21 protein-coding genes and 1 riboswitch are annotated in these 24167 nt (G+C 65.5%); of the genes, 11 read left to right on the forward strand and 10 right to left on the reverse strand.

What is annotated here, in order from left to right; all coding sequences use genetic code 11:
* Positions 1 to 63 precede the first annotated feature (63 nt).
* The gene (locus ILT46_RS04175; protein WP_199503381.1) at positions 64 to 393 is read left to right on the forward strand and encodes a hypothetical protein; all 330 of its coding nucleotides are present in this window, start codon (positions 64 to 66) and stop codon (positions 391 to 393) included.
* Positions 394 to 641: 248 nt separating this feature from the next.
* Complete coding sequence (locus ILT46_RS04180; protein WP_370592338.1) at positions 642 to 2765, forward strand: M3 family metallopeptidase; 2124 nt, start codon at positions 642 to 644, stop codon at positions 2763 to 2765.
* Here the strand turns inward: ILT46_RS04180 and ILT46_RS04185 are convergent.
* Genes ILT46_RS04185 through ILT46_RS04200 form a run of 4 tightly spaced genes read right to left on the reverse strand, consistent with a single transcriptional unit; the run spans position 2762 to position 7174 of the window.
* The gene (locus ILT46_RS04185) at positions 2762 to 3487 is read right to left on the reverse strand and encodes an ABC transporter ATP-binding protein (RefSeq protein WP_199503383.1); all 726 of its coding nucleotides are present in this window, start codon (positions 3485 to 3487) and stop codon (positions 2762 to 2764) included. The two genes, ILT46_RS04180 and ILT46_RS04185, sit on opposite strands and share 4 nt — an antisense overlap.
* The gene (locus ILT46_RS04190) at positions 3487 to 4458 is read right to left on the reverse strand and encodes a FecCD family ABC transporter permease (RefSeq protein ID WP_199503384.1); all 972 of its coding nucleotides are present in this window, start codon (positions 4456 to 4458) and stop codon (positions 3487 to 3489) included. The genes ILT46_RS04185 and ILT46_RS04190 overlap by 1 nt, the downstream gene beginning before the upstream one ends.
* The gene (locus tag ILT46_RS04195) at positions 4455 to 5288 is read right to left on the reverse strand and encodes an ABC transporter substrate-binding protein (protein WP_370592326.1); all 834 of its coding nucleotides are present in this window, start codon (positions 5286 to 5288) and stop codon (positions 4455 to 4457) included. The genes ILT46_RS04190 and ILT46_RS04195 overlap by 4 nt, the downstream gene beginning before the upstream one ends.
* The gene (locus tag ILT46_RS04200; RefSeq protein ID WP_233396978.1) at positions 5285 to 7174 is read right to left on the reverse strand and encodes a TonB-dependent receptor plug domain-containing protein; all 1890 of its coding nucleotides are present in this window, start codon (positions 7172 to 7174) and stop codon (positions 5285 to 5287) included. Before ILT46_RS04200 ends, ILT46_RS04195 begins: the two co-directional genes overlap by 4 nt.
* Before the next feature lie 109 nt (positions 7175 to 7283).
* Positions 7284 to 7467: riboswitch (cobalamin riboswitch) on the reverse strand.
* Positions 7468 to 7595: 128 nt separating this feature from the next.
* Between ILT46_RS04200 and ILT46_RS04205 the strand changes: the two genes are divergently transcribed.
* The 9 genes from ILT46_RS04205 to ILT46_RS04245 all read left to right on the forward strand — a co-directional run bounded on the left by ILT46_RS04205 (position 7596) and on the right by ILT46_RS04245 (position 19409).
* Positions 7596 to 8804: a cell wall hydrolase gene (locus ILT46_RS04205; RefSeq protein WP_233396979.1), complete on the forward strand. Its 1209-nt coding sequence runs from the start codon at positions 7596 to 7598 to the stop codon at positions 8802 to 8804.
* A gap of 84 nt (positions 8805 to 8888) precedes the next feature.
* Positions 8889 to 9200, forward strand: a complete 312-nt coding sequence (locus ILT46_RS04210) for a hypothetical protein (protein ID WP_199503386.1) — start codon at positions 8889 to 8891, stop codon at positions 9198 to 9200.
* 219 nt (positions 9201 to 9419) lie between these two features.
* A complete protein-coding gene (gene mdh / locus ILT46_RS04215) occupies positions 9420 to 10391 on the forward strand; it encodes a malate dehydrogenase (RefSeq protein ID WP_199503387.1) in 972 nt (323 codons plus the stop codon).
* 470 nt (positions 10392 to 10861) lie between these two features.
* On the forward strand, positions 10862 to 11752 hold the full coding sequence (gene sucD / locus ILT46_RS04220) for a succinate--CoA ligase subunit alpha (protein ID WP_199503388.1): 891 nt from the start codon (positions 10862 to 10864) through the stop codon (positions 11750 to 11752).
* A gap of 44 nt (positions 11753 to 11796) precedes the next feature.
* Positions 11797 to 14610, forward strand: coding sequence for a 2-oxoglutarate dehydrogenase E1 component (locus tag ILT46_RS04225; protein WP_199503528.1), 2814 nt, complete (start codon positions 11797 to 11799; stop codon positions 14608 to 14610).
* 17 nt (positions 14611 to 14627) lie between these two features.
* Complete coding sequence (odhB, locus tag ILT46_RS04230; protein WP_199503389.1) at positions 14628 to 15932, forward strand: 2-oxoglutarate dehydrogenase complex dihydrolipoyllysine-residue succinyltransferase; 1305 nt, start codon at positions 14628 to 14630, stop codon at positions 15930 to 15932.
* A gap of 25 nt (positions 15933 to 15957) precedes the next feature.
* A complete protein-coding gene (lpdA, locus tag ILT46_RS04235) occupies positions 15958 to 17364 on the forward strand; it encodes a dihydrolipoyl dehydrogenase (protein ID WP_199503390.1) in 1407 nt (468 codons plus the stop codon).
* A 75-nt stretch (positions 17365 to 17439) separates the two neighbouring features.
* Positions 17440 to 18774: an amidase family protein gene (locus tag ILT46_RS04240; protein ID WP_199503391.1), complete on the forward strand. Its 1335-nt coding sequence runs from the start codon at positions 17440 to 17442 to the stop codon at positions 18772 to 18774.
* 2 nt (positions 18775 to 18776) lie between these two features.
* Entirely contained in the window at positions 18777 to 19409 is a 633-nt protein-coding gene (locus ILT46_RS04245; protein WP_199503392.1) for a trimeric intracellular cation channel family protein, read from the forward strand.
* Between the two features lie 10 nt (positions 19410 to 19419).
* Here ILT46_RS04245 and ILT46_RS04250 read toward each other — a convergent pair whose 3' ends face one another.
* The 6 genes from ILT46_RS04250 to rpsK form a co-directional block, all read right to left on the reverse strand.
* A complete protein-coding gene (locus ILT46_RS04250; RefSeq protein ID WP_199503393.1) occupies positions 19420 to 20166 on the reverse strand; it encodes a hypothetical protein in 747 nt (248 codons plus the stop codon).
* 91 nt (positions 20167 to 20257) lie between these two features.
* Positions 20258 to 20830: a hypothetical protein gene (locus tag ILT46_RS04255; protein ID WP_199503394.1), complete on the reverse strand. Its 573-nt coding sequence runs from the start codon at positions 20828 to 20830 to the stop codon at positions 20258 to 20260.
* A gap of 181 nt (positions 20831 to 21011) precedes the next feature.
* Complete coding sequence (gene rplQ, locus ILT46_RS04260; protein ID WP_233396980.1) at positions 21012 to 21437, reverse strand: 50S ribosomal protein L17; 426 nt, start codon at positions 21435 to 21437, stop codon at positions 21012 to 21014.
* Positions 21438 to 21565: 128 nt separating this feature from the next.
* On the reverse strand, positions 21566 to 22453 hold the full coding sequence (locus ILT46_RS04265) for a hypothetical protein (protein WP_199503396.1): 888 nt from the start codon (positions 22451 to 22453) through the stop codon (positions 21566 to 21568).
* Between the two features lie 128 nt (positions 22454 to 22581).
* The gene (locus tag ILT46_RS04270; RefSeq protein WP_199503397.1) at positions 22582 to 23637 is read right to left on the reverse strand and encodes a DNA-directed RNA polymerase subunit alpha; all 1056 of its coding nucleotides are present in this window, start codon (positions 23635 to 23637) and stop codon (positions 22582 to 22584) included.
* Positions 23638 to 23739: 102 nt separating this feature from the next.
* Complete coding sequence (gene rpsK, locus ILT46_RS04275) at positions 23740 to 24129, reverse strand: 30S ribosomal protein S11 (protein WP_021689122.1); 390 nt, start codon at positions 24127 to 24129, stop codon at positions 23740 to 23742.
* Between the last annotated feature and the right edge of the window lie 38 nt (positions 24130 to 24167).

Genomic DNA, 24167 nt, shown 5'->3' on the forward strand with positions numbered 1-24167 from the left:
CTTGCAAACCGCCAAGGCCTGAGGCACCGGCCCACTCCCATTCGGTGGATAAAGGAACATTCTATGCGCAAGATCATGATTGCAGCGGCCGCGCCGCTCGCTTTTGCCCTCGCCGCTTGTGGCGAAACGGCCGGCGAGCAGGTCGAAGAAGCCTACGACCAGCGCGCTGACAACCTCGAAGCCAAGGCCGAAACACAGGAAGACATGGGCATGCCCGGTGCCGCTGCGCAGACGGAAGCGCAGGCCGCTGCCGCCGAAGCCAAAGGCGAAGTCCTGGGCGAAGCGGTCGACGATGGCGCCCTGACCACCAACCAGGCCGTCGCCCCGATCGCCGGCGCGACCCCGGCGGCCGGCGCTGCTGCCCCGGCTGCTACGGCCACCCCGGCCCAGTAATCCGGCGGCCATCACGGCTTTGGAAGGGGGCGCCGCATTGCCGGCGCCCCTTTTTGTTTGTCCTCGCGCCGCGCGGTTCAGCGCCGGGCAAAGGTTGCATCGGCAACGAAAAGCTGGTTGGCATGATGCCATTGGTGGCGGCGCGCTATTTCGTGCCAGACTGCCCTGTCTTGTTGAGGAACCGACGCATGAAAGCCCCCCTTCTTGCTGCTGCCGCGCTTGGCGCGCTGACCGCCGGATGCACCACGATGTACGATCAAACCGAAACGGCGGCCGTCGCCGCACCGGCCGCGCTGCCGCAGGCGACCGGCTATTTCGCCGATGTTTCGGCGCTGCCGTTCCGCGCGCCCGATTTCACCCGCATTGCGGAGAGTGATTACGGCCCCGCCTTCGACCAGGCGATGGCGATCGAGCGGGCCGAGGTGCAGGCGATCATCGACAACCCCGCCGCGCCGACCTTCGACAATACGATCGTTGCACTGGAGACCACCGGCCAGATGCTGGGCCGCGTAGCCAATGTATTCTTCGCGCTGACGGGCAGCCACACCAACCCCACGCTCGAAGCGATCAACAGCGAATACAGCCCCAAGCTGTCGGCCCATGACGACTGGATCACGCTCAACCCGGCGCTGTTTGCGCGGGTCAAGGCGGTGTACGACGCGCGCGCCACGCTGGGCCTTGACCGCGAACAGATGAAGCTGCTCGAAGACCGCTACGAGGGCATGGTCCACGCCGGCGCGCTGCTGACCGAGGCGCAGCGTCAGCAGGTGATGGAAATCAACACCGAGCTGTCGACCCTAACCACCCAGTTCGGCCAGACACTACGCAAGGCGACCAATGACGGCGCGATTGTGGTCGATAACGTGGCCGACTTGCAGGGCCTTTCGGCGGACGAGATCGAAAGCGCGCGCAAGGCTGCCGAGGAGCGCGGCCTCGCCGGCAAATATGTCATCGCGCTGCAGAACACGACCCAGCAGCCGATCCTGCCCAATCTCGCCAACCGCGCGTTGCGCGAACGGATCTTCAACGCCTCGGCCCATCGCGCCGACCAGGGCGGCCCCAACGATACGCGGATGCTGGTCGCGCGGATCGCGCAATTGCGCGCCCAGAAGGCGGCCTTGTTCGGCGCGCCTGACTGGGCGACCTATGCGATGTGGGACCGGATGGCCGAGAAGCCTGCCACCGCGCTCGGTTTCATGCAGCAGATGGTCCCGGCCCTTGCCGCGACGCAGCGGCGCGAAGCCGAGGTGCTCAACCAGAAGATCCGCGCGACCGGTGGCAACCATACGGTCCAACCGTGGGACTGGTATCGCTATGCCGAAATGGTCCGCAAAGAACGCTACGACCTCGACGAGAATGCCGTGCGGCCCTATTTCGAGATCACCAACGTCCTCGAACGCGGCGTATTTTATGCTGCTAACCGGTTGTATGGGCTCGATTTCCGCAAGCGCACGGACCTCCCGGTCTATCACCCGGACGTGACCGTCTATACCGTGCTCGACCGGGATGGCAGCGAGCTGGGGCTGTTCTATTTCGACCCCTATCAGCGCCCGTCAAAGCGCGGCGGTGCGTGGATGAGCAATTTCGTCGACCAGTCGCACCTCTACGGCACCAAGCCGGTGATCTACAACGTGCTCAACATCCCCAAGGCGCCCGATGGCGAGCCGCAGCTGGTCAGCTTCGACAATGTTGGCACGATGTTCCACGAATTCGGCCACGCGCTGCACGGTCTTTTCGCCAATCAACAATATGCCTCGCTGTCAGGCACGGCCACGGCGCGCGATTTCGTCGAATATCCGAGCCAGGTGAACGAGGTGTGGGCGACCGAACCCTCGGTGCTGGCCAACTACGCCCGCCACTATCAGACTGGCGCGCCGATCCCGGCCGCTCTGGTGACCAAGATCGAGGAAGCGGCCAAGTTCAACCAGGGCTACGATTTCGGCGAGGTGGTCGCGGCCGCCCTGCTCGACATGAAGTGGCACGCGCTGAGCCCGCAGCAGGCGGCGGCAATCAACACGCCCGAAGCGGTCGACGCATTCGAGCGCCGCTCGCTCGAGGATTTGGGCCTGGCGGTCGATCTGGTGCCGCCGCGTTATCGCAGTTCCTATTTCAACCACATCTTCTCGGACCCCTCGGGCTACAGTGCGGGGTATTATTCCTACCTCTGGACCGAGATGCTCGACCGCGACAGCCGCAAATGGTTTGCCGACAATGGCGGGCTGACCCGCGCCAATGGCGACCACTACCGCGCCACTGTGCTGAGCCAGGGCGGGACGATGGATTATTTCGAGATGTTCCGAAATTTTGCCGGCCGCGAGCCGCAGGTGCAGCCGATGCTCGAAGCGCGCGGCCTGACCGGGACGGGGAACTAACCCAGCGCCAGCGCCCGCGCACCCGGCTCGCCCAGCCAGTGCGCGGGGACGCCCCAGACGCGCTCGATCACCCGGTGGTCGAGCGCGTCTTCGCATCGGCCATCAACGACGACCGCGCCTTGGTCGATAACGATCACGCGGTCGGCATGGTTCATCGCCAGCGCGAGATCGTGCAGCACCAGCACCACGCCCGCTCCAGTTTCCGCCGCGCGGCGCAGATGCGAAAGCAGCGCAAGCTGATGGCCGAGATCGAGCGCGGCCAGTGGCTCGTCGGCAAGGATCCAGCGCGGTTCCCCCGCCAACACCCGCGCCAGCAATGCACGCGCCCGCTCGCCGCCTGAGAGGCGCGATACGGGGCGGTCGGCCAGCGCGGCCAAGTCGAGCGCCTCGAGCGCGGCTGTAATCGCCGCCGCGCCCCGATCGCGGTGCGGCAGGCGGCCCAGCCCCACAAGGTCGCGCACGGCGACATCCCAGGCCACCTCGCCCGATTGGGGGAGGTAGCCGATCGCCTGCGCGCGCCGGCGCGCATCGAGGGCATCCAGCCTCGCGCCATCAAGCGTTACAAACCCGGTATCGGGACGCTCCAACCCGGCCAGCAGCTTTAGCAGCGTGGATTTCCCCGACCCGTTCGGCCCGCATATCGCAGTGATAGTGCCCAGCGCAAACGACGCCGTGACGTCACGCAAACGCGCGCCCAGCGTCAGATCTTGCGCCGCCAGCATCACGCCAACCCCCGCCGCATCCGTAGCAGCAGATGGAGGAAGAACGGCGCCCCAATCAGGCTCAGCGCGATGCCCAGCCGCAACTCGGTCACCAGCGGCAGCACCCGCACCAACGCATCGGCCAGCACCAGCAACAGCGCCCCGGCGAGCGCTGCGGGCACCAGCAGGGTGCTGGGCCGCCGATCGGTCAGCGGGCGGACCAGATGCGGCACCACCAACCCGACAAAGCCGATGATGCCCGCCACAGCCACGCCGCTGCCGACAGTGAGCCCCACGCCTGCCACCAGCCAGAACAGCAGCGGGCGCGGCGCAATGCCGAGCGAGCGGGCGGTTTCCTCCCCCAGCACCAGTGCATCCAGCCCGCGCCCGGCAGCGAGCAGGCAAGCCAGCCCCGCCAGCGTCAGCGGCGCGGCCAGCGCGACATCGGACCAGCCGCGATCGGTCAAAGCGCCCATCAGCCAGGTGACGATTTCCGACATCGCAAAGGCGTTGGGCGCCAGGCTGATCACGAGGCTGGTCAGCGCCCCGGCGAGGCTGGCGATCATCATCCCTGCGAGCGTGAACAGCGCGAGGCCATGCGTGCCGCCTGCCGTCTGCCCCGCGATCAGCGCCAGCAGCGCCATCGCCCCGCCCGCGCCAATCAGGGCAAAGCCGGGCAGCGCGAATGGCTGCGTGGCAAGGTCCAGCCACAGGCACAGCACCGCGCCCAGAGCGGCGGCGGGCGCGATGCCGAACAGACCCGGATCGGCCAGCGGATTACGCAGATAGCCCTGCATCGCTGCCCCGCTCGCACCCAGCCCGGCACCGATGATCGCCGCCAGCAGCGCGCGCGGCAGGCGCAACTGGGCGAGGATCACCGCCGCATTGGGCGTGCTGGCCGGGTCGAGCCACACCCGCCCGGCGAACAGCGAGCCAGCGACGGCAAGCCCCAGCGCCGCTGCCAGCATCATGTTGAGCCGCAATGCGCTCATATGCGGCCCGCGTTGCGGATTGCGGCCAGCCGCTGCGCCGCGCGAATGATCGTTGGCCCGCCGCACCACAGCAGCGAGGGGTCGTACTCTGCCCGCCGCATCTGCGGAACGGCCGCCAGCGCCGGATGATGCTGCGCGCGGTCCGTGCCCGCCACCAGCAGGATGTCGGGCGGATTGGCCAGCACCTCCTCCAGGGTGAGAAACGTGCCCTGCCCGCCGGTCCCCATACGGGCAAACCCGGCGCGCGCGAGCAATTCGGCCACCAACGTATGGTCAGCAGCCGCGAGGCCGCCAGGCTGCCACAGGACCGCACGAGGCGACGGCCCGGCGCCTAATGGTGCGGCTTCGGCCAAGGCGCGATCGATGCGCGCGATCAGCGCTTCACCGTTCTGCTGGGCCCCAGCCAGGGCGGCGATCCGCCGGCTCTGCGCGTGGCTTTCTTCGACCGAGGCCGGGCTGCCAAACGTCTCCACCCGAATACCGAGGCGCTCCAGCGCGCTGCGGGTTGCCGGGGGCAGGAATTGACCAGCGACGACCAGATCGGGGGCGAGCGTGATAATCTCCTCGACCGTGCCTCCGGTCGTGCGGAACTGCGCGGCCCGCGCCGCATCGAGCGACGAGGCACCCGGATCGCGGCTGTAATGCGAAATCGCCAGCACCTGCCCCGGCGCAGCGATCTCGACCAGCACCGCGTCAAGGCACGGGTTGAGGCTGACGATGGCGGTGCGCGCGTGGCCGGTGGCCGGCGCGGGCGCAGCGGCCAGCTTTGTGCAGCCCGCCACGCCCAGCGCCAGCAAGATCGCCAGCCGACCCGCGCGCCCGCTGATCACAGCTTGACCCGCGCCCCGGCAAAGACCCCGCGCGGGGTCGATGAATAGCTCGCAGCTGTCTGATAGTGCTGGTCGAACAGGTTCTCGATCCGCCCGAACAGTTCGAACCTTTCGCCCACCGGCATGGCAGCGCGCAGCGTGACCACCTCAAAACCATCGAGCCGCGTGAGGTTGGCCGCATCGTCGAAACTGTCGCTGACCAATCGCACATCGGCCCCTAGCGCAATTCCCTCGGTGACAACCTGCCAATCCGCGCTCAGCGTCAGCGCATGGCGTGGCCGGCGCGCCAGGGCATTGCCCAGCCGCGTGCTACCCGGCGTGCGGTTTTCGGCATCGACATAGGCATAAGCGGCGCGCGCGATGAAGCCGGCGACGGGCCGCGCGCCCAGCTCCAGCTCGAACCCCTGCGCGCGGACGCGGCCGATATTGTCGTAATAGCCGAACGGGCGCGTGGCACAGAGCGGCGCGGTGGAGCCGAAGCAACTGGCAAATTCGATCTGGTTCTCGCTCTCGCGCCGAAACACCGTGGCCGCACCATAAAATGCGCGCCGTTCGAACACCCGGTCGCCCAATGTCAGGCCGAGGTCGATGCTGGTGCTCGTTTCCGGCTGCAGCGCCTCGTTGCCGTAATCGCTGAACAGCTGGAACAGCGTCGGCGCCTTGAACCCCTCGCCAATACTGGCCCGTACGCGCAGATCGGGCGCGATGGTGTAGCTGAGATCGGCGCCGAAGCTGGTGCCGCTGCCGAACCGGTCATGCTGATCCACGCGGCCGCCGGCCCGGGCCGAGAGCGCGCCGAATTCAATGCCGAGCTGGGCATAGGCGCCAAAAATCCGCGCCTTGGCGCCACTATCGTAGAGCGTTTCGTAACCCGTCCATTCGTGCTCGCCGCCGAAATGCACCAGCAGCGGACCAAACGGCCGCCACTCGCCGCGCAGCGCCAGCCGGTCGGAGGTGCCGGTGCTGCTGAAGGTCGGCCCGGCGGCGGGATCGCGGTTTTCGCGCTCGGTCTCCGCGCGGCTGAAACTGGCGTTGAGAAACAGCGGACCGCGATCATATTCCGCCCCGGCGCTGGCCGAAAGCTGCCGCGTTTCCTGCACCTCACGGGTATCGGCGAGCTGATAGGTCGGTGCGGGGAAGCCATCGATGTCGAGCGTCCCCTTGGCCCACCGCGCGCGGGCGAACAATTCGAGCGCGTCCGATATGTAGAGCCGGCCATCCCCGCCGAGCGCGTAATGTTCAAACCCGTCCGCTTCGGTGCCGCTGGCCGCGGCGGAAAAGCCGTCGGTCCGCAGGTAAGTACCCGACAGGCCTAGAAACCCGCGCGTGCCCGCAATGCCGCCGCTCAGCGCGCTCGACAGGGTGTTCCGGCTGCCATACTCCGCCTCGGCCACCAGCCCGCGGCTGACGCGCGTGGACGCCACCACGACGCCGCCGATCGCGTCCGATCCCCAGACAGTCGAATTGGACGCGCGCAGCACCTCGATCTTGGCGAGATTGCCGGTTGTCAGCGTGCCGAAGTCGAACCCGCCGCCGGGGGAGGCGGTATCTGCTACGCGCACCCCGTCGAGCACGACCAGCGTCTGCTCTGCCTCCGCCCCGCGCAGGCGGACCCCGGTGAACGCACCGAGCCCGCCATTGCGACTGACGGTGAGCCCCGGCACCCGCTCCAGCGCGCGGGTGAGATCAGGGCCTTGCACGGCGCGCAACTCGCTATCGCCTATCACGGTGACGGGCTGGCCGGTTGCCGTAACATCGCCCGCTGTCCCCGTGGCGACGACGGTGATGACCGCCTCGTCGCGCGGTTTGGTGAGAACAAGCGGCTGGTCCTCGGCCGCTTCCTGCGCGTTTGCGGCGACGGGAACCACCAGGGCACAACTAGCCAAAAACAGATATTTATGCATTGCTTCTCCAATCATGTGCGAAATGTCGCCCATGACGGAGAGCGAGCAGGATCGCCCGCATCCGTATGCGCCCGGTAAACCCCGCCCGGCCGCGGAACGACCGTCACTGGCAGGTCTCCTGGCTCCCGGATCGTCGCTGTCCCGCCGCCTTCCCGGGCGATGCCCAGTGGCGATATGGCGGAGCCGCTCCCCGGTCACAGTTGCGGGGGCAGCGCGGGTGTTGCACCCGCTTCCCTCTTCGGTCCCGAAGGACAACCCGTGACGATGCGCGCGGCATAGACGCGCAAAAAGCCGCGCACAAGCTGTCAGACTTTGCTAACCATGTCGATTAATCGGGCGTTTTGCCATGTGCCGCTATTGGACAGGCGGACGCGCGTGGCTGCCTGTTGGTGCCGAGTATGATATGCGCCCTGCGCGTCCCACGGCGCATTGTCGTTTCGCAAGGACCATTGCCCTGACACCGATCGCGCCATTCCTGCCAACCGCCGAGGCCGAGCTGCACGCGCGGCTGGTCCGCCGTGTGCGGCCACTGGCGGCGCGGATCGCCGCGCGCCATCGCGGGCGGCGGCTGGCGCTGGCGGCAGCGGCACTTGCCGTTCCGGCCATGGCGGCGCCGGGCGGGTGGGATATGCTCACTACATGGCGCGATGGGGGCGGTGCCCCGCGAACAATGCCGTTCGAGACCGCCGGGCAGAGCTTTCCCGGCTCTGCGCTCTACTACCTCGAAGACCCGGCCCCGCAGCCCGGCCTTGCCGGGGAATTGATGCCCTTTGTCCGGCCGGCCGGGGCGGAGGAAGCGCCGCAACTGGCCGCGATCGTCGATGCCGGCCCCGCCGCCCGTGCCTTCTCGCAGGCAGGGACAGGGATCGACAAGGCGCGCGCGCTGCAATGCCTGTCGATGGCGGTCTATTACGAGGCCGCCAGCGAGAGCGAGGAGGGGCAAAAGGCGGTCGCGCAGGTGGTGCTGAACCGCGTTGCGCACCCGGCGTGGCCCAATAGCGTATGCGGCGTCGTGTTCCAGGGTTCGGAGCGGCAGACCGGGTGCCAATTCACCTTCACCTGCGACGGATCGCTGCTGCGTCGCCCGTCGGTCGCCGGCATGGCCCGCGCCCGGCGGATCGCGGCGCGCGCGCTGGCGGGCGATGTCTATGCGCCGATCGGCCTTGCCACGCATTACCACACGGTCTGGATCAATCCCTATTGGGCCGGAACGCTCGATACGGTCGGTCGCATCGGCGCGCACGTGTTTTATCGCTGGCGCGGCGGGGCCGGCACGCGGAGCGCGTTCACCGTTGCCTATCGCGGCGGCGAGCCGGTTGCCGCGCCGCATCCGCGAGCAGCCTTGCCGGCCGCGGGCGATCCGCTGGCGGGCGACCCGGCCGCGCTCGCCCGCGCACTTGAAGAGCAATACCAGACGGCCCGCGCCGCCGCCGAGCAGCAGGCACAGGCTGCCTCCGCCGCGCCGGTAACCGCGCAACCGGTGCCGACCTATAACGCGGCCGTGCAGGCGCGGGGCGGCGATGCCCAGTTCGTTGGGGAGAACCTGCCATCGGGCGGCACGGTCAAGCCTGAATACGCCAATTCGGGCCGGTGGATCGCCCAGCCACGCTGAGCAGCGGGCGTTAACCCTGCTTTCGAACCGGGTCTTAGGCCCGGCCGGCTAAAGCTGCGGCTCACCAGTTCGAGGTCGCGCTTGATGCCCATCCGTTTTGCTCCCGCCATCCATTGTGGCGGACGTTCGCCGGTCCACCGGGTGCTGTCATCCGACACCCGGGCCCCCGCCGCAGCGAATGACAACGCGCCCGATGCACTGTTCGACGCCGTCCAGCAGAATGCTCTCCGTTTGTTCGGCGCGCACGGAGTCGCCGCCGTCTCCCATTTCGCCGCCGCCGCAAAAACTGCCCTCGCCGCCGGTAATCGCAACGCGGCGATGCGCTATCTGGCCTATTGTGCCGCGCTCGACCCGGCCAAGGCGCGCAGGCTTGCAAGCGATCTGGGAACCGGTTGAGCGTGCTCTGCATTTGACACATGACAGCCCCGTTTGCGGGCATACTTGCTATTGCAAATCATTCACAAAGATAAGTTCGCGACCGCGCCCCGTCATGCTTGCAAAGGCGATCTCGCGGGCCTACCGCCAGGGGCGTAACGGCGCGCGCCCATTTGCGGGACGGCACGCGCGTGCCGTAATTTGCACTTCGGTCCCGCGCGCAAAGGACGCACGGCTTTCATGGCTCAGCAGGCACGCAAGAAAATCGCTCTGATCGGTTCCGGAATGATTGGCGGCACCCTCGCCCATCTCGCCGCGAAGAAGGAAATGGGCGACATCGTCCTGTTCGACATCGCCGAAGGTATCCCGCAGGGCAAGGCGCTCGACCTCGCCCAGTGCGGCCCGGTCGAAGGGTTCGATGCGAAGATTACCGGCACCAACGATTACGCCGACATCGCCGGGGCGGACGTAGTGATCGTCACCGCCGGCGTGCCGCGCAAGCCCGGCATGAGCCGCGATGATCTGCTGGGCATCAATTTGAAGGTGATGAAGGCCGTCGGCGAGGGCATCAAGGCCAACTGCCCCGAAGCTTTCGTGATCTGCATCACCAACCCTCTCGACGCGATGGTCTGGGCGCTGCGCGAATTTTCCGGCCTGCCGCACAACAAGGTGGTCGGCATGGCCGGCGTGCTGGATAGCGCGCGCTTCGCCACCTTCCTCGCCTGGGAATTCGGCGTGTCGGTGAAGGACGTGAATGCCTTCGTGCTGGGCGGCCACGGTGACACGATGGTTCCGGTCACCAGCTACACCACGATCAGCGGCATCCCGGTCAACGACCTCGCCAAGATCAAGGGCATCGATGCAGGCCGGATTGATGAGATCGTCCAGCGCACCCGCGGCGGCGGCGGCGAGATCGTCGGACTGCTAAAAACCGGCAGCGCCTATTATGCGCCCGCCACCAGCGCCATCGCGATGGCAGAGGCCTATTTGGGCGACCAGAAACGCATCCTGCCGGTCGCTGCTTATGTCGATGGCAAGTATGGCCTCGACGGCCTTTACGTCGGCGTCCCTGCTGTGATCGGCGCCAACGGCATTGAAGAGGTGGTCGAAATCGCCCTGTCGGACGAGGAAAAGGTCAACTTCAAGGTCTCGACCGACGCGGTCGAGGAACTGCTGGTGGCCTGCAAGGCGCTGGATGAGAGCCTTGCTTAAACTCATCCGCCTGCCGTTGGCACTACTGGTTCTCGCAGGCGCGGGGGCGCACGCCTCCGTTCCACCGGCACTGAACTACTATACTTATCGGGCAGGTATGGATTGCATGTTGTCCGCCTCAACGAGCGGAGCATCACGTGATCGATTTGAAGCGCCAGATCAATGGGCTGCATCTCCTGACGGAGATGGCTTTACGCATCTCTTGTTGCCCATCAGTGTGAGCTTTCCTGCCGAGGACGATGGGATCTCGCGCACCTGCGTTGTCGAAGCCACGTTAGACTCGAAAGCAGATCAACGGTGGCTCGAAAGGACGATTGCGACCGAATTGGGTCGCGGCTTTCAGCAAACTGACTCACGCGCTTGGTTGACAAAATCGGGTGCCGGGTTCCGCGGTCTGCAATTCTTTCCAGACAACCAATCCGAACACCCCAGGGTTCGTCTCATTGGCGCTGCCTTCTAGGAGCTACTGAATGTCCATCCTCGTCGACAAGAACACCAAGGTCATCACGCAAGGGATGACCGGCGAAACCGGCACCTTCCACACGCAGCAGGCGCTCGACTACGGCACGCAGATGGTCGGCGGGGTGACGCCGGGCAAAGGCGGCACCACGCATATCGGCCTGCCGGTCTATGACACCGTGGCCGAAGCGGTGCACGCCACCGGCGCGACAGCGAGCTGCATCTATGTCCCGCCGCCATTCGCAGCGGATTCGATCCTCGAGGCAATCGATGCCGAGGTGCCGCTCATCGTTTGCATCACCGAAGGCATTCCGGTGCTCGACATGGTGCGCGTCAAGCGCGCGCTGTCCGGCAGAAAGAGCCGGCTGATCGGCCCCAACTGCCCCGGCGTGCTGACGCCGAATGAATGCAAGATCGGCATCATGCCCGGGTCGATCTTCAGCAAGGGAAGCGTCGGCGTGGTCAGCCGCAGCGGTACGCTGACATATGAGGCGGTCCATCAGACCACCATGGTCGGCCTCGGCCAGACCACTGCCGTCGGCATCGGCGGCGACCCCGTTAACGGGACCAATTTCATTGACGTACTTGACCTGTTCCTGAGCGACGATGCGACCAAGTCGATTATCATGATCGGCGAAATCGGCGGCAGCGCCGAAGAAGAAGCGGCCGAATTCCTCGCCCATCAGGCGAAGAAGGGCCGCACGAAGCCCGTGGTCGGCTTCATCGCCGGGCGAACCGCCCCTCCGGGCCGGCGCATGGGCCATGCCGGCGCGATCGTCAGCGGCGGCCAGGGCGGCGCGGAAGACAAGATCGCGGCGATGGAGAAAGCCGGCGTGCGCGTCTCTCCCTCGCCAGCCGAGTTGGGCAAGACACTCGACGCGCTGCTCAAGGAACTGGCCTGACCCCTGCGCGTCCCTTCAACAGGGGCGCGAGAAAAGTGAGCGACATGGGTAACGAAGTGCACGATTTTCCGTTGGATGCGGAGCCGCAGGCCGGGCCGAGCTGGCAGCGTGCCGGCTGGCCAGCAGTGGACGGCAACGATGCGGACGAGCTGACCCAGGCGCTCGACCCCACGACGCTGGCGGTGGCGGTCAAGGAGGCTTCGGCCAAAGCCGGCAAGCCCCTCGACGCCAAGGCGGTCGAGGACGCGGCCGGTGCTTCGATCAGGGCGATGCTGCTCATCCGCACTTACCGCGTGCGCGGGCATCTGGCGGCCAATCTCGATCCGCTGGGCCTGTCGAAACAGGATCTTCCGGCCGATCTCAGCCCTGAATATCATGGTTTTACTGGCGAGGCACTCGACCGCGAGGTGTATCTGGGCGGCACGCTCGGCCTCGAATGGACTACGCCGCGCAAGCTGGTCGAGGTGCTCAAGGCCAATTATTGCGGCCATGTCGGCTTTGAATACATGCACATTTCCGACGTGGAGGAGCGGCGCTTCATCCAGGACCGGATCGAGGGGCCGGAAAAGGTCATTCAGTTTACGCCCGAGGGCAAGCGCGCCATCCTCGCCGCGGTGATCCGGGGCGAACAATACGAGGCGTTCCTCGGCAAGAAGTATGTCGGCACCAAGCGGTTCGGGCTTGATGGCGGCGAAAGCATGATCCCCGCACTGGAGGCGGTGATCAAATATGGCGGCCAGCTCGGCGTGCGCGAGATCATCTACGGCATGGCCCACCGCGGCCGGCTTAATGTACTCGCCAATGTCATGGCCAAGCCATACCGCGTGATCTTCCACGAATTCTCGGGCGGCAGCGCCAATCCGGAGGATGTCGGCGGATCGGGCGACGTCAAATATCATCTCGGCACCAGTACCGACCGTTCGTTCGACGGAATCGAGGTGCATATGAGCCTCGTTCCAAACCCCAGCCACCTCGAGACGGTAGATCCGGTAGTGCTGGGCAAGACCCGCGCGCAGCAGGCGTTCCGCGACGATCTCGACGATCACCGCGAAGTCTTGCCCGTGCTGATCCATGGCGACGCTGCCTTTGCCGGGCAGGGCGTGGTGTGGGAATGCTTCGGCCTGTCCGGCGTGCGCGGCTACAACACCGGCGGCTGCCTGCATTTCGTGATCAACAACCAGATCGGCTTCACGACCAGCCCGAAATTCGCGCGGAATTCGCCCTACCCCTCCGACGTGGCGAAGGGCGTTCAGGCGCCGATCCTGCACGTTAATGGCGACGATCCCGAAGCCGTCACCTTCGCCTGCAAAATGGCGATCGAATACCGCCAGCAATTCCGCCGCGATATCGTGATCGATATGTGGTGCTATCGCCGCTTCGGCCACAATGAAGGCGATGAGCCGAGCTTCACCCAGCCGCTTATGTATGACGCGATCCGCGCCCATCCCAAGGTGAGCCGGATTTACGCCGCCAAGCTCGAGGCAGAGGGCGTGATCGACAGTGCTTATGCCGACGGGCTGTGCGCCGAGTTCAACGCGCTGCTGGAGGAGGAATTCGCCGCCGCCAAGGGCTATAAACCCAACGAGGCCGACTGGTTCGCCGGACGGTGGAGCGGGTTCAACAAGCCCGCCGACGCCGAAAGCGCGCGGCGCAATGTCGAAACCGCTATTGAGAAAAAGCTGTTCGACAGCCTGGGCCGGACCCTCACCGCAATCCCCGACGATTTGACCGTCCACAAGACGCTGCGCCGCGTGCTCGACGCCAAACGCACGATGTTTGAAGAAGGCGTCGGCTTCGATTGGGCTACGGCCGAGGCGCTGGCGTTCGGCAGCCTCGTCAGCGAAGGCTATGGGGTTCGCCTTTCGGGGCAGGATTCCGGGCGCGGCACCTTCAGTCAGCGCCACGCCATCTGGCTCGACCAGCAGACCGAGCGCAAATACATCCCGCTCGCGACGCTGCCGCACGGCAAGTTCGAGGTCTATGACAGCACGCTCTCAGAATATGGCGTGCTAGGCTTCGAATACGGCTTCGCCCTCGCTGACCCCAAGACACTGGTGTTGTGGGAAGCGCAATTCGGCGATTTCGCCAATGGCGCGCAGATCATTATCGACCAGTATGTCGCCGCCGCCGAAGCCAAATGGCTGCGTGCCAATGGCCTCGTGATGCTGCTGCCGCATGGCTATGAAGGCCAGGGGCCCGAGCACTCCTCCGCGCGGCTCGAGCGGTTCCTGCAGCTGTGTGCGAACGACAATATCCAGGTCTGCAACATCACAGTGCCGGCCAACTACTTCCACGTGCTGCGCCGGCAGATGCTGCGCCCGTTCCGCAAGCCGCTGATCATCATGACGCCGAAATCGCTGTTGCGTCATCCGTTAGCCAAGAGCGAGGCGGCCGATTTCGTCGGCGAAAGCCATTTCCGCCGGATCGTCAGCGATATGAAAGGCATTGCCGACGACAAGGTGCGCCGGCTTGTGCTGTGTTCGGGCAAGGTGGCATATGACCTGATGGAAGCGCGCGACAAGGCCGGTCTTGACGATGTCTCGATCGTCCGGCTCGAACAGCTCTATCCCTTCCCCGGCGACCCGCTGGCCACCCGGATCGCGCGGATGAGCAATCTGGCCGAGATTGTCTGGTGCCAGGAAGAGCCGCACAACAATGGCGCGTGGTTCTTCGTCGACCGGCTGATCGAGCAGGCGGCGGCAGATGCGGGCAAGCCGATGCGGCCGATCTATGCCGGGCGCGATGCCTCGGCTTCTCCGGCAACCGGCTATGCCCGGCGGCACGAACAACAACAAAAGGCGCTGGTTGCCGATGCGCTCGGCCTTGGTGCCGATAGCGCGGCCGATAGCCAGTCCTGAACGCGGAAAGACCCATCATGGCCACCGAAGTCAAAGTACCTGCCCTGGGCGAATCGGTCACCGAAGCCACTATCGGCGAATGGCTCAAGCAGCCCGGCGATGTGGTGAAACTCGACGAGCCGATTGCCAGCCTCGAGACCGACAAGGTCGCGGTCGAGGTGCCCAGCCCGGTCGCGGGCGTACTCGGGGCGCACACGGTAGAGGTCGGCGCCACGGTCGAAGTTGGCGCGGTAATCGCGACTATCGAGGATGACGTTCCGGCGGGCGAAAGCACCCAGGTCGAGGAGCGCGACAATGCCGCGCCGCCGCGCGCGAAGGCAGAAGTGACCGGAGATAAGGGCGCGGACGCGTCCGACGTGGCTGAAGCAGCCGCCAACGCACCTGCGCCGGCCGCTGCCAAAGCCGACAGTCATGGCGGCGATACGCAAACCCTGTCGCCCGCGGTGCGTCGCGCGGTGCTGGAACACGGCGTTGATCCGACTGCGATCCAGGGCAGCGGGCGCGACGGTCGGCTGACCAAGGAAGACGTGCTCGCCGCCGCCAAGGCGCGCACTAGTGAGCCTGCGCCGGCGGCCAGCGCCCCCGCCGACGCCCCCGCCCCGTCAACCTCGACGGGCGACGGCCGGCGCGAGGAACGGGTCAAGATGACCCGGATGCGCCAGACCATCGCCAAGCGGCTGAAGAGCGCGCAGGAAACTGCTGCGTTGCTGACCACCTTCAACGACGTAGATATGAGCGCGGTGATCGAGGCGCGCGAACGCTACAAGGACGTGTTCGTTCAGAAACACGGCATCAAGCTCGGCTTCATGTCGTTCTTTGCCAAGGCCTCGTGTCTGGCGCTGAAGGACATCCCGGCGGTTAACGCACAGATCGATGGCGACGAGATCGTCTATCACGATTATGTCGATATCTCGGTCGCGGTCAGCGCTCCGAACGGTCTTGTGGTCCCCGTGGTGCGTGATGCCGACAGCAAGAGCTTTGCCCGGATCGAGAAGGACATCGCCGATTTCGGCAAGCGCGCCAAGGAAGGCACGCTGACTATGGAAGACATGAAAGGCGGCACCTTCACCATCTCAAATGGCGGCGTGTTCGGCGGGCTGATGTCCACCCCGATCATTAATCCGCCGCAGAGCGCCGTTCTCGGCCTGCACCGGATCGAGGACCGCCCGGTCGTGCGCGATGGCCAGATCGTCATCCGTCCGATGATGTATATCGCGCTCAGCTATGATCACCGGCTGATCGACGGGCGCGAGGCGGTGACCGCGCTCAAGACGATCAAGGAAGCGATAGAAGATCCCACCCGCCTGCTGATTGACCTTTAACTCCCTCCGCTGTCCGAGATATTCCATGGCTGACCAGACCTACGATTACGACGTCCTCATCATCGGCGCGGGGCCCGGCGGCTATGTCGCGGCGATCCGCGCGGCGCAACTGGGCCTCAAGACTGCCTGCGCCGAAGGTCGCGAGACGCTGGGCGGCACTTGTCTCAATGTCGGCTGTATCCCGTCAAAGGCGCTGCTTCACGGCAGCGAACTGTTCGAGGAAGCGCGTGACGGCACGCTGGCCAAATGGGGCGTCGGCGTCGGGGCGCCGCAGCTCGATCTCGCCGCGATGCAGGGACAGAAACTGGCCGCGGTGAAAGAGCTGACCGGCGGCATCGAATTCCTGTTCAAGAAGAACAAGGTCGATTGGCTGAAAGGTTATGCCACCTTCAAAGACGCCCACACCGTCGAGGTCGCCGGCAAGACCGTGACCGCGAAGGACATCGTCATCGCCACGGGTTCATCCGTCACGCCTTTGCCCGGCGTCGCGGTGGATAATGATGCCGGGATTATCGTCGATTCCACCGGCGCGCTAGCGCTGGAACAGGTGCCCGAACATCTGGTGGTGATCGGCGGCGGTGTCATCGGGCTTGAGCTCGGCAGCGTCTGGCGCCGGCTGGGGGCCAAGGTCACGGTGGTGGAGTTCCTCGACCAGCTCCTCCCCGGCATGGATGGCGACATCCGCAAGGAAGCGGCCAAGATCTTCAAGAAGCAGGGCATGGAGCTGCGGCTCGGCACCAAGGTCACCGGCGCTACGGTTGATGGCGGCAAGGTCACGCTGACGCTGGAGCCGGCGGCCGGCGGCGCGGCGGAAACGCTCGAGGCTAGCCATGTGTTGGTCTCGATCGGCCGCCGGCCCAATACAGAGGGGCTCGGGCTCGACGCGATCGGGCTTGCCACCAACCAGCGCGGCCAGATCGAAACCGACCATGATTTCCGCACCAAGGTCGATGGCGTGTGGGCGATTGGCGACGTCATCCCCGGCCCTATGCTGGCGCACAAGGCCGAGGATGAAGGCATTGCCGTGGCCGAAAACATCGCCGGCCAGACGGGCATCGTCAATCACGCGGTCATCCCGAGCGTCGTCTATACCTGGCCCGAGATGGCGGGGGTCGGGCTCACCGAAGAAGCCGCCAAGGAGCGCGGCGCGGTGAAGGTGGGCAAGTTCCCGATGATAGCGAACAGCCGCGCCAAGACCAACCGCGAACCGGACGGCTTCGTCAAGGTCATCGCCGATGCAGAGACCGACCGCGTGCTTGGCGTGTGGTGCATCGCCAGTGTCGCCGGGACGATGATCGCCCAGGCCGCGCAAGCGATGGAATTCGGCGCGACCAGTGAGGATATTGCCTATACCTGCCACGCCCATCCGACCCACGCAGAGGCGCTGAAAGAGGCGGCGATGGCGGTACAGGGCAAACCGATCCACATCTGACGCGTGCGCGCGCTTGCCCTTGTGCGCCGGGCTGCCACGATGGCATGACGGGCTGGCAACAGGGGGCAACGCGCAATGGACTATACGAAACTGACCAACGAGCCGGGCGCCATTGCGCTCGCCGGTATGATTGCCGCCGGCGAGTTGTCGCCACTGGAGGCGGTGGACGCCGCCATTGCCCGGATCGAGGCGCTTGACGGGCCGATCAACGCGGTCGTGGTACGGGATTTCGAGCGGGCCCGCGATCGAGCCCGCGCGCTGACCGATCAAGCGCCCAGCGAGCGGCAGCCTCTGTTCGGCGTGCCGATGACGGTCAAGGAGAGCTTCGATGTTGCCGGCTTGCCGAGTTGCTGGGGGCTCGAGAAATTTGCCGGCACCATCGCCCCGGAGGATGCGCGGGTTGTGCGGTTGCTAAAGGATGCCGGTGCGATCATCCTTGGCAAGACCAACATCCCGCCGGACCTGTCGGACTGGCAAAGCGACAACCCGGTCTATGGCCGCACTGGCAATCCGCACGATACCGGCCGCAGCCCCGGCGGATCGTCCGGTGGCAGCGCGGCAGCGGTGGCGTCGGGCATGGTGCCGTGCGAATATGGCACCGACATTGGCGGCTCGGTTCGCGTGCCCGCCCATTTCTGCGGCGTCTGGACTGTCAAGACCAGCTGGGGTCTCGTTTCGAAGGAGGGGCACGATCATCCGCTGATGGCGGGGCTTGGCGCGCATGACGGTGCGCTGTCGATTGCAGGGCCATTCGCGCGCAATGCCGAGGATCTCGAATTGCTACTGCGCCTGACGGCCGCGCTGCCGCTGCGCGAAGCGACGCGCCCGTTGCGCGACGCGCGCGTTCTGGCGCTGCTTGACCATCCGGTGAGCCCGATTGATGACGCGGTGCGCGCGCCGATCGAAGCCGCGCTCGAGGTGCTGGCGGCGGCCGGCGTGCAGATCGCACGCAGCAGCGAGCTGGTGCCCGACCTCAACCAGCAGCACCGCGACTATATGCGGATGCTCAATATCGGCATGAGCCGCGGCGGCCGCGCGCCCGACGGTACGCGCGCCACCGCCACCGACTGGTTCGACCTGCTCGATGTCCAGGCGCGTAATGAAGCGGCCTGGGCGGCCTTGTTCGAACAATTCGATTACGTCCTCGCCCCCCCTGCCCCGATACTCGCCTTTGAGCACGACGCGACCGACATTCGCGACCGCAAGGTCACCATCAACGGCGAAGTGCGCAGCTTTGTCGAGGTGTTTGCCTGGGCGGGGCTGGTAACCTTCCCGAACCTTCCGGCGACCGTGCTGCCGATCGGGCATACAGCCCATCTGCCCTGCGGCCTGCAAGTGATCGGTCCGCGCTGGGGCGATCTGGGCACCATCGGCGCGGCGCGCGAGATCGATGTTATTCTTGGCGGCTGACGATGGTGCTGGAGCCGCCGGATACGCTGCTGCATGCGCTCGCCTGGCTTGACCTTGGCGGGGTCGCGCTGTTCGCGCTGACCGGCGCTGTTGTCGCCGCTCGGGCCGGGCAAACCTTTGTTACGCTGGCCTTCCTCGCGCTCGCCACGGGTGTCGGCGGCGGATCGGTTCGCGATGTGCTGATCGGCGCGCCGGTCTTCTGGATCCGCGACCCGTGGGTGGCGGCAGTCTGCCTGCTGGCCGCGCTGGTCGCCTGGTTCACGCCGACGAGATGGTGGGAGGGCAAGCTGGTCGATCTGGCGGATGGGCTCGGAATGACGGGCTTTGCCGTGTTCGGAACCAGCAAGGCGCTGTCCTATGGCGTCACGCCCGTGCCGGCGATCATCATGGGGGTGTTCACCGGCTGCGTCGGCGGGATCATCCGCGACGTACTGATCGGCCGGCCGTCGATCCTGCTGCGCCCCGAGATCTATGTGACCGCCGCCGCGCTCTCGGCCAGCCTGTGCGTGCTCGGCGAATTGGCAAGCCTGCCCACCGCTCTGGTGTGGACCATCGCCGTCGGCTGCGGCTTCGCGCTGCGGGCGGCTGCCATAATGCGAAATATCGGTCTGCCCGCATACCGCGATCGGGGTTGAGCGAGCGCGATCAGCTTTCGCCGGGGAGCGGACCACCGGGATAGGCCGGCTGCGGCCCGTCGGTCACCGGCGCACTACTGCCACCCAGCGCAGCATCGTCCGCCTGCCGCCGCGCAGTGGCATAGCGCGCATCGTCCCACTGATTATCGACTGCGCTGCCCTGCCAGCCTAGCTGCACCGCGCCGTAATCGACGTCCTCAATGCGCCCGTCATTGCCGATCCGGCAGGTGAAGCCGCGTCCGTCGAAAATGGTGCCGTCGATCCGCCAACCTTGGGCGGTGCGCTGAGCGCCGGTCACCTCGGCAACGCGAACATTGCGCTGGATTGCATCGACACACATATCGGCCGCCCGGTCCATTCCGCGGCTTTCGCCCAACCGGCTGTCAGGCCGCGCATCGCGATAGCGATAGACCGGCTCCTGATAGCGCCGGTCGTGGTAGCGATAATCGCGCTCGCGGTAGCTTTCATCATGGCGGGCATTGCGCGTCGCGGCATTGGCGATCGCGGCAATTCCGCCGATGATGAGGACGCCGGCCAGTACGTCGCCGGCATTGACGCGGTTGCGCCGGTAGCCACCCCAATAGCCGCCGCCCCAGCCCCAACCGCCCCACTGGTTCACAGCGACTGCATCATCACTCCACGCCGCCTGGGCCGGGGCTTGCGGCGCATCGCTCAGCGGTGAGGCGGCAACCGGCGTCGCAACCAGTGACGCGGCAACGGCAAAGGCGGTCGAGCCAGCAAAATATACGCGGCGCATCAGCGGCTCCTCGGACGAAAGCTTATCTATACGAAATTGGGCGGCTCAGGCTTGCGATAGCCTGAACCGCCCCAGATTCATGCAGGTTCGCTCAGCGGAGCCCGCGCAGCCCGCTATAGTCGAGATTGACGATCCGGCCGTAGCGCACGTCGCAGGTGAAGCGCCCGGAATCGCCGCGACTGCGATAGGAATCGCGATCGCGCCAATCACCACCCCAACCGTTGTATCGCCCATCGCGGCCGACCGCGATTTCGCCGCGCACGCGGTAGCCATCGCGCCGCTGATCGACATCGGTGATACCAGTCACATCCGCGCGGCCATAGGTGTAGCGCGCCGCATCCTGTTCGGCTGCCAGCACGCACCGTTCGACGGCCTGGCGCGAACTGCCGCGCTGATAGCCATCGCGCCAGTTATACCGGTCTGTATAGCGATCATTATACCGATCGTCATAGCGGTAGTCGTAGCCGCGATTGCCGCGCAGCGCGCCGGTCGCTGCAGCAATACCGCCGAGGATTACGGCACCGGCGATAATCTCGCCCGCATTGATCCGATTGTCATCCCGGTAATCGCGGTACCGGTCCTGCGCCATAGCCGGCGCCGCAGAGGCCAGCGCCATCGCGCCGACGGCTGCGGAACCGATGATCGATTTGCCAAAGGTCTTCATGGTGCTGTCCTTCCACTGCGCGGCGCCGTGATGCGCTGCATGTGGATGGTGTACCAGTGTGCGCGTTGTGTGATGCTGAATTGCCCCGTCAGCCGCCGTTCAGCCATTCCCCACGAGGAATGAACAAAGGGGAGAGCCTCGCGGCCCTCCCCTTGCGATCATCGGTGCGCGTTTCGCCCAATCAGGCGTCTGCGTATTCCTCTTCGTCGGCGGTCGTCACCGGGCCGCTATCTTGGCCCTTGGCGGCCAGATCGCGGTCAACGAATTCGATCACCGCAAGCGGAGCGGCGTCGGATTCGCGGATGCCCGCCTTGATGATGCGGACATAACCGCCTTCGCGATCAGCGTAGCGCTCAGCGAGGACATCAAACAGCTTCTTGAGCTGGGTGTCGTCCATCAATCGGCTGGCAGCCAGGCGGCGGTTCGAAAGGCCGCCACGCTTCGCCAGCGTGACGAGCTTCTCAACGTAGGGCCGCAGCTCCTTTGCCTTAGGGGCGGTGGTGATAATCTGTTCGTGCTTGATGAGCGCAGCCGCCATATTACGGAACATCGCGTTCCGATGGCCGGTCTTCCGGCCGAGCTTGCGCTGCTTCATTCCATGACGCATGGGTATCTCCGTTCGTTGAGGGCCCGTGCCAGGTAGCCCAAACCACGCGGGGCCCTTCCCCGCGAAGCGCCGCCCAAGCGGAACCTCGCGGGAAAGTCAACCCTGACGCCGGAGATTCAGCTTTCCGATCAGCGGCGCACGCGCGCCCGGTTTTCGAGATCGGAGATCCGGCTTTCGAGATAAGCGCGCTCCTCCGCTGTGGGGGTCAGCCGCGCGTAGGCTGCTTCCAGCCGCACGATGTCGCCATGTTCGACGAGCAATTGCTGACGCGCGGCGAGGCTCAGCCCGCTGCTCGGCAGCGCCTGCGCTATTGCGTCGAGGCGGGCGCGGTTGGTCATCACGGGCGTCGTATAGGCGATATCTCCCACCCGCTGGTCCAGCGCGTCGAGACGGGTATCGAGATCGTCACGCTCGCGATCAGTCAACGTGCCATCGCGCATATAATCCGCTTCGAGCGTGATCAGGCGGGCATAATCAGACTTAAGCCGGGTGCCGACGGTGCGGGTCAAGCGCCGCGCCGCGACCTGCGCATCAACGCGCCGATTAAACTCGGCCTGTCCGTCACGCACGTCCCAGCGGCTGAAAAGGTCGGTATTTCCATACTGGCTGTCACCATACCGGCCATCGGCGAGAACCTGCAGCAGTTCGTTATATCGCGCGGTCAGTTCGCTGCGCTCGGCGGACGAATATGACCGATCAGCCCCGTAGCGTGCTTCGAGCTCGACAAGCTGGTAATAGTCGCTCTTTAACCGTGCACCCGTCGCCTGCGCCATCCGCCCGTTCCGCACATCCGCATCAACGCGGCTTTCGAATTCGGCCCGCTGGTTAGCGAGCGGGGTCCGACCGGCCCGCCATTGGCCCTCGAGCGAGGAATCTGCGCTGTTCCCGACACCGAGCAGATTGCCGAGGATCTGCGTAATCCGGTCACGCGTAGATGGCTGTGTGGTCGTCTGAGCCTGGGCGGGAACCGCAATGGCCGCCATCGACACGGCGGCGAGAAGGGTTTTGAGACGCATAGATCACCTGAAATTATTGGACATCTGGCATCATGAACGCCTCGCACCGGATAGGTTTCCCCGGGGCCAAAAGGAAAGGCCGCCCCTTGCGGAGCGGCCTTTTGATAGTTTGCGAGGATCGAGCCAGATCAGCCGAGCAGTTCCTGCTCCAGCTTCTTGGCCATCTCCTCGATGTTTTCAGGCGGCCAGCCCGGAATATCCATACCGAGCCGTAGCCCCATCGACGACAGCACTTCCTTGATCTCGTTGAGCGACTTGCGGCCGAAATTCGGCGTCCGCAGCATCTCGGCTTCGGTTTTCTGAACAAGGTCGCCGATATAGATGATGTTGTCGTTCTTGAGGCAGTTCGCCGAACGGACCGACAATTCCAGCTCGTCGACCTTTTTGAGGAGGTACCGGTTCAGCTGGTTGGCGTCCGATTCCTCGATCGGCGCGGCATGGCCGATCATCGGCGAGCCAGCCTGCGGCATACCATCGTCGAAATGGACGAACAGGCTGAGCTGGTCCTGCAGGATACGCGCGGCATAGGCCACAGCATCTTCAGGGGTCACGGTACCATCGGTTTCGACCGTCAGGTTGAGCTTGTCGAAATCGAGTTCCTGCCCGACGCGGGCATTATCAACCTTGTAGCTCACCTGGCGAACAGGCGAATAGAGCGAGTCGACCGGGATCAGCCCGATCGGCGCATCGACCGGACGGTTGCCCGTCGCCGGCACATAGCCCTTCCCGGTGTCGGCGGTCAGCTCCATGTTGAGCGTCGCGCCTTCGTCGAGATGACAGATGACCAGGTCCTTGTTCATCACTTCGATGTCGCCGGTGACGGCAATATCGCCGGCCTTGACCTCGCCCGGCCCGGTGGCGGAAAGTTGCAGCCGCTTGGGGCCTTCACCTTCCATCTTGAGCGCGATCTGCTTCACGTTGAGCACGATGTCGGTCACGTCCTCGCGCACTCCGGCAAGCGAGGAGAATTCGTGCAGCACGTTCTCGATCTTGATCGAGGTGATCGCCGCGCCCTGCAGGCTGGAAAGGAGCACGCGGCGCAGCGAGTTGCCGATGGTCAGGCCAAAGCCGCGTTCGAGCGGTTCAGCAACGAAGGTGGCCTTGCGGCCCTTGTCGCCGCCATCCTTGATTTCAAGGCTGTTGGGTTTCTTGAGTTCCTGCCAGTTCTTGGTGTTGACGGACATGGATATCCCCTGAGGTTCAAATGCGGGCGGACCGGGGCGCAGGCGGTGCGCGTCCGGTCCGTAAAGGGCGGCGGACCGAGCGGCCCGCCGGGCAGGTACGGATCAGACGCGGCGGCGCTTGGACGGCCTTACGCCATTGTGCGGGATCGGCGTCACATCGCGGATCGAGGTGATGGTGAAGCCCACCGCCTGGAGCGCCCGCAGCGCGCTTTCACGGCCCGAGCCGGGGCCCTTCACTTCGACTTCCAGCGTGCGCACGCCATGTTCGGCGGCCTTCTTGCCGGCATCGTCAGCGGCGACCTGGGCGGCATAGGGCGTCGACTTGCGGCTGCCCTTGAAGCCCATCATGCCGGCCGACGACCACGAAATGGCGTTGCCCTGGGCGTCGGTGATGGTGATCATCGTGTTGTTGAAGCTGGCGTTGACGTGCGCCACGCCGCTGGTGATGTTTTTGCGCTCGCGGCGCCGAATGCGCTGGGGTTCGCGTGCCATGATGTTCGTATCCTGTCCTGATGGGATCGGTAAGCTGG

It is taken from the genome of Qipengyuania sp. YIM B01966 (genome assembly GCF_016461955.1).
Classification (GTDB): Bacteria; Pseudomonadota; Alphaproteobacteria; order Sphingomonadales; family Sphingomonadaceae; genus QFOP01.

Excerpts from the sequence above, each read along its gene's own strand:
- ILT46_RS04175 (WP_199503381.1), top strand. The coding sequence starts at position 64 with ATGCGCAAGATCATGATTGCAGCGGCCGCGCCGCTCGCTTTTGCCCTC.
- ILT46_RS04180 (WP_370592338.1), top strand. The coding sequence starts at position 642 with ATGTACGATCAAACCGAAACGGCGGCCGTCGCCGCACCGGCCGCGCTG.
- ILT46_RS04185 (WP_199503383.1), bottom strand. The coding sequence starts at position 3,487 with ATGCTGGCGGCGCAAGATCTGACGCTGGGCGCGCGTTTGCGTGACGTC.
- ILT46_RS04190 (WP_199503384.1), bottom strand. The coding sequence starts at position 4,458 with ATGAGCGCATTGCGGCTCAACATGATGCTGGCAGCGGCGCTGGGGCTT.
- ILT46_RS04205 (WP_233396979.1), top strand. The coding sequence starts at position 7,596 with ATGCGCCCTGCGCGTCCCACGGCGCATTGTCGTTTCGCAAGGACCATT.
- ILT46_RS04210 (WP_199503386.1), top strand. The coding sequence starts at position 8,889 with ATGCCCATCCGTTTTGCTCCCGCCATCCATTGTGGCGGACGTTCGCCG.
- mdh (WP_199503387.1), top strand. The coding sequence starts at position 9,420 with ATGGCTCAGCAGGCACGCAAGAAAATCGCTCTGATCGGTTCCGGAATG.
- sucD (WP_199503388.1), top strand. The coding sequence starts at position 10,862 with ATGTCCATCCTCGTCGACAAGAACACCAAGGTCATCACGCAAGGGATG.
- ILT46_RS04225 (WP_199503528.1), top strand. The coding sequence starts at position 11,797 with ATGGGTAACGAAGTGCACGATTTTCCGTTGGATGCGGAGCCGCAGGCC.
- odhB (WP_199503389.1), top strand. The coding sequence starts at position 14,628 with ATGGCCACCGAAGTCAAAGTACCTGCCCTGGGCGAATCGGTCACCGAA.
- lpdA (WP_199503390.1), top strand. The coding sequence starts at position 15,958 with ATGGCTGACCAGACCTACGATTACGACGTCCTCATCATCGGCGCGGGG.
- ILT46_RS04240 (WP_199503391.1), top strand. The coding sequence starts at position 17,440 with ATGGACTATACGAAACTGACCAACGAGCCGGGCGCCATTGCGCTCGCC.
- ILT46_RS04245 (WP_199503392.1), top strand. The coding sequence starts at position 18,777 with ATGGTGCTGGAGCCGCCGGATACGCTGCTGCATGCGCTCGCCTGGCTT.
- ILT46_RS04250 (WP_199503393.1), bottom strand. The coding sequence starts at position 20,166 with ATGCGCCGCGTATATTTTGCTGGCTCGACCGCCTTTGCCGTTGCCGCG.
- ILT46_RS04255 (WP_199503394.1), bottom strand. The coding sequence starts at position 20,830 with ATGAAGACCTTTGGCAAATCGATCATCGGTTCCGCAGCCGTCGGCGCG.
- rplQ (WP_233396980.1), bottom strand. The coding sequence starts at position 21,437 with ATGCGTCATGGAATGAAGCAGCGCAAGCTCGGCCGGAAGACCGGCCAT.
- ILT46_RS04265 (WP_199503396.1), bottom strand. The coding sequence starts at position 22,453 with ATGCGTCTCAAAACCCTTCTCGCCGCCGTGTCGATGGCGGCCATTGCG.
- ILT46_RS04270 (WP_199503397.1), bottom strand. The coding sequence starts at position 23,637 with ATGTCCGTCAACACCAAGAACTGGCAGGAACTCAAGAAACCCAACAGC.
- rpsK (WP_021689122.1), bottom strand. The coding sequence starts at position 24,129 with ATGGCACGCGAACCCCAGCGCATTCGGCGCCGCGAGCGCAAAAACATC.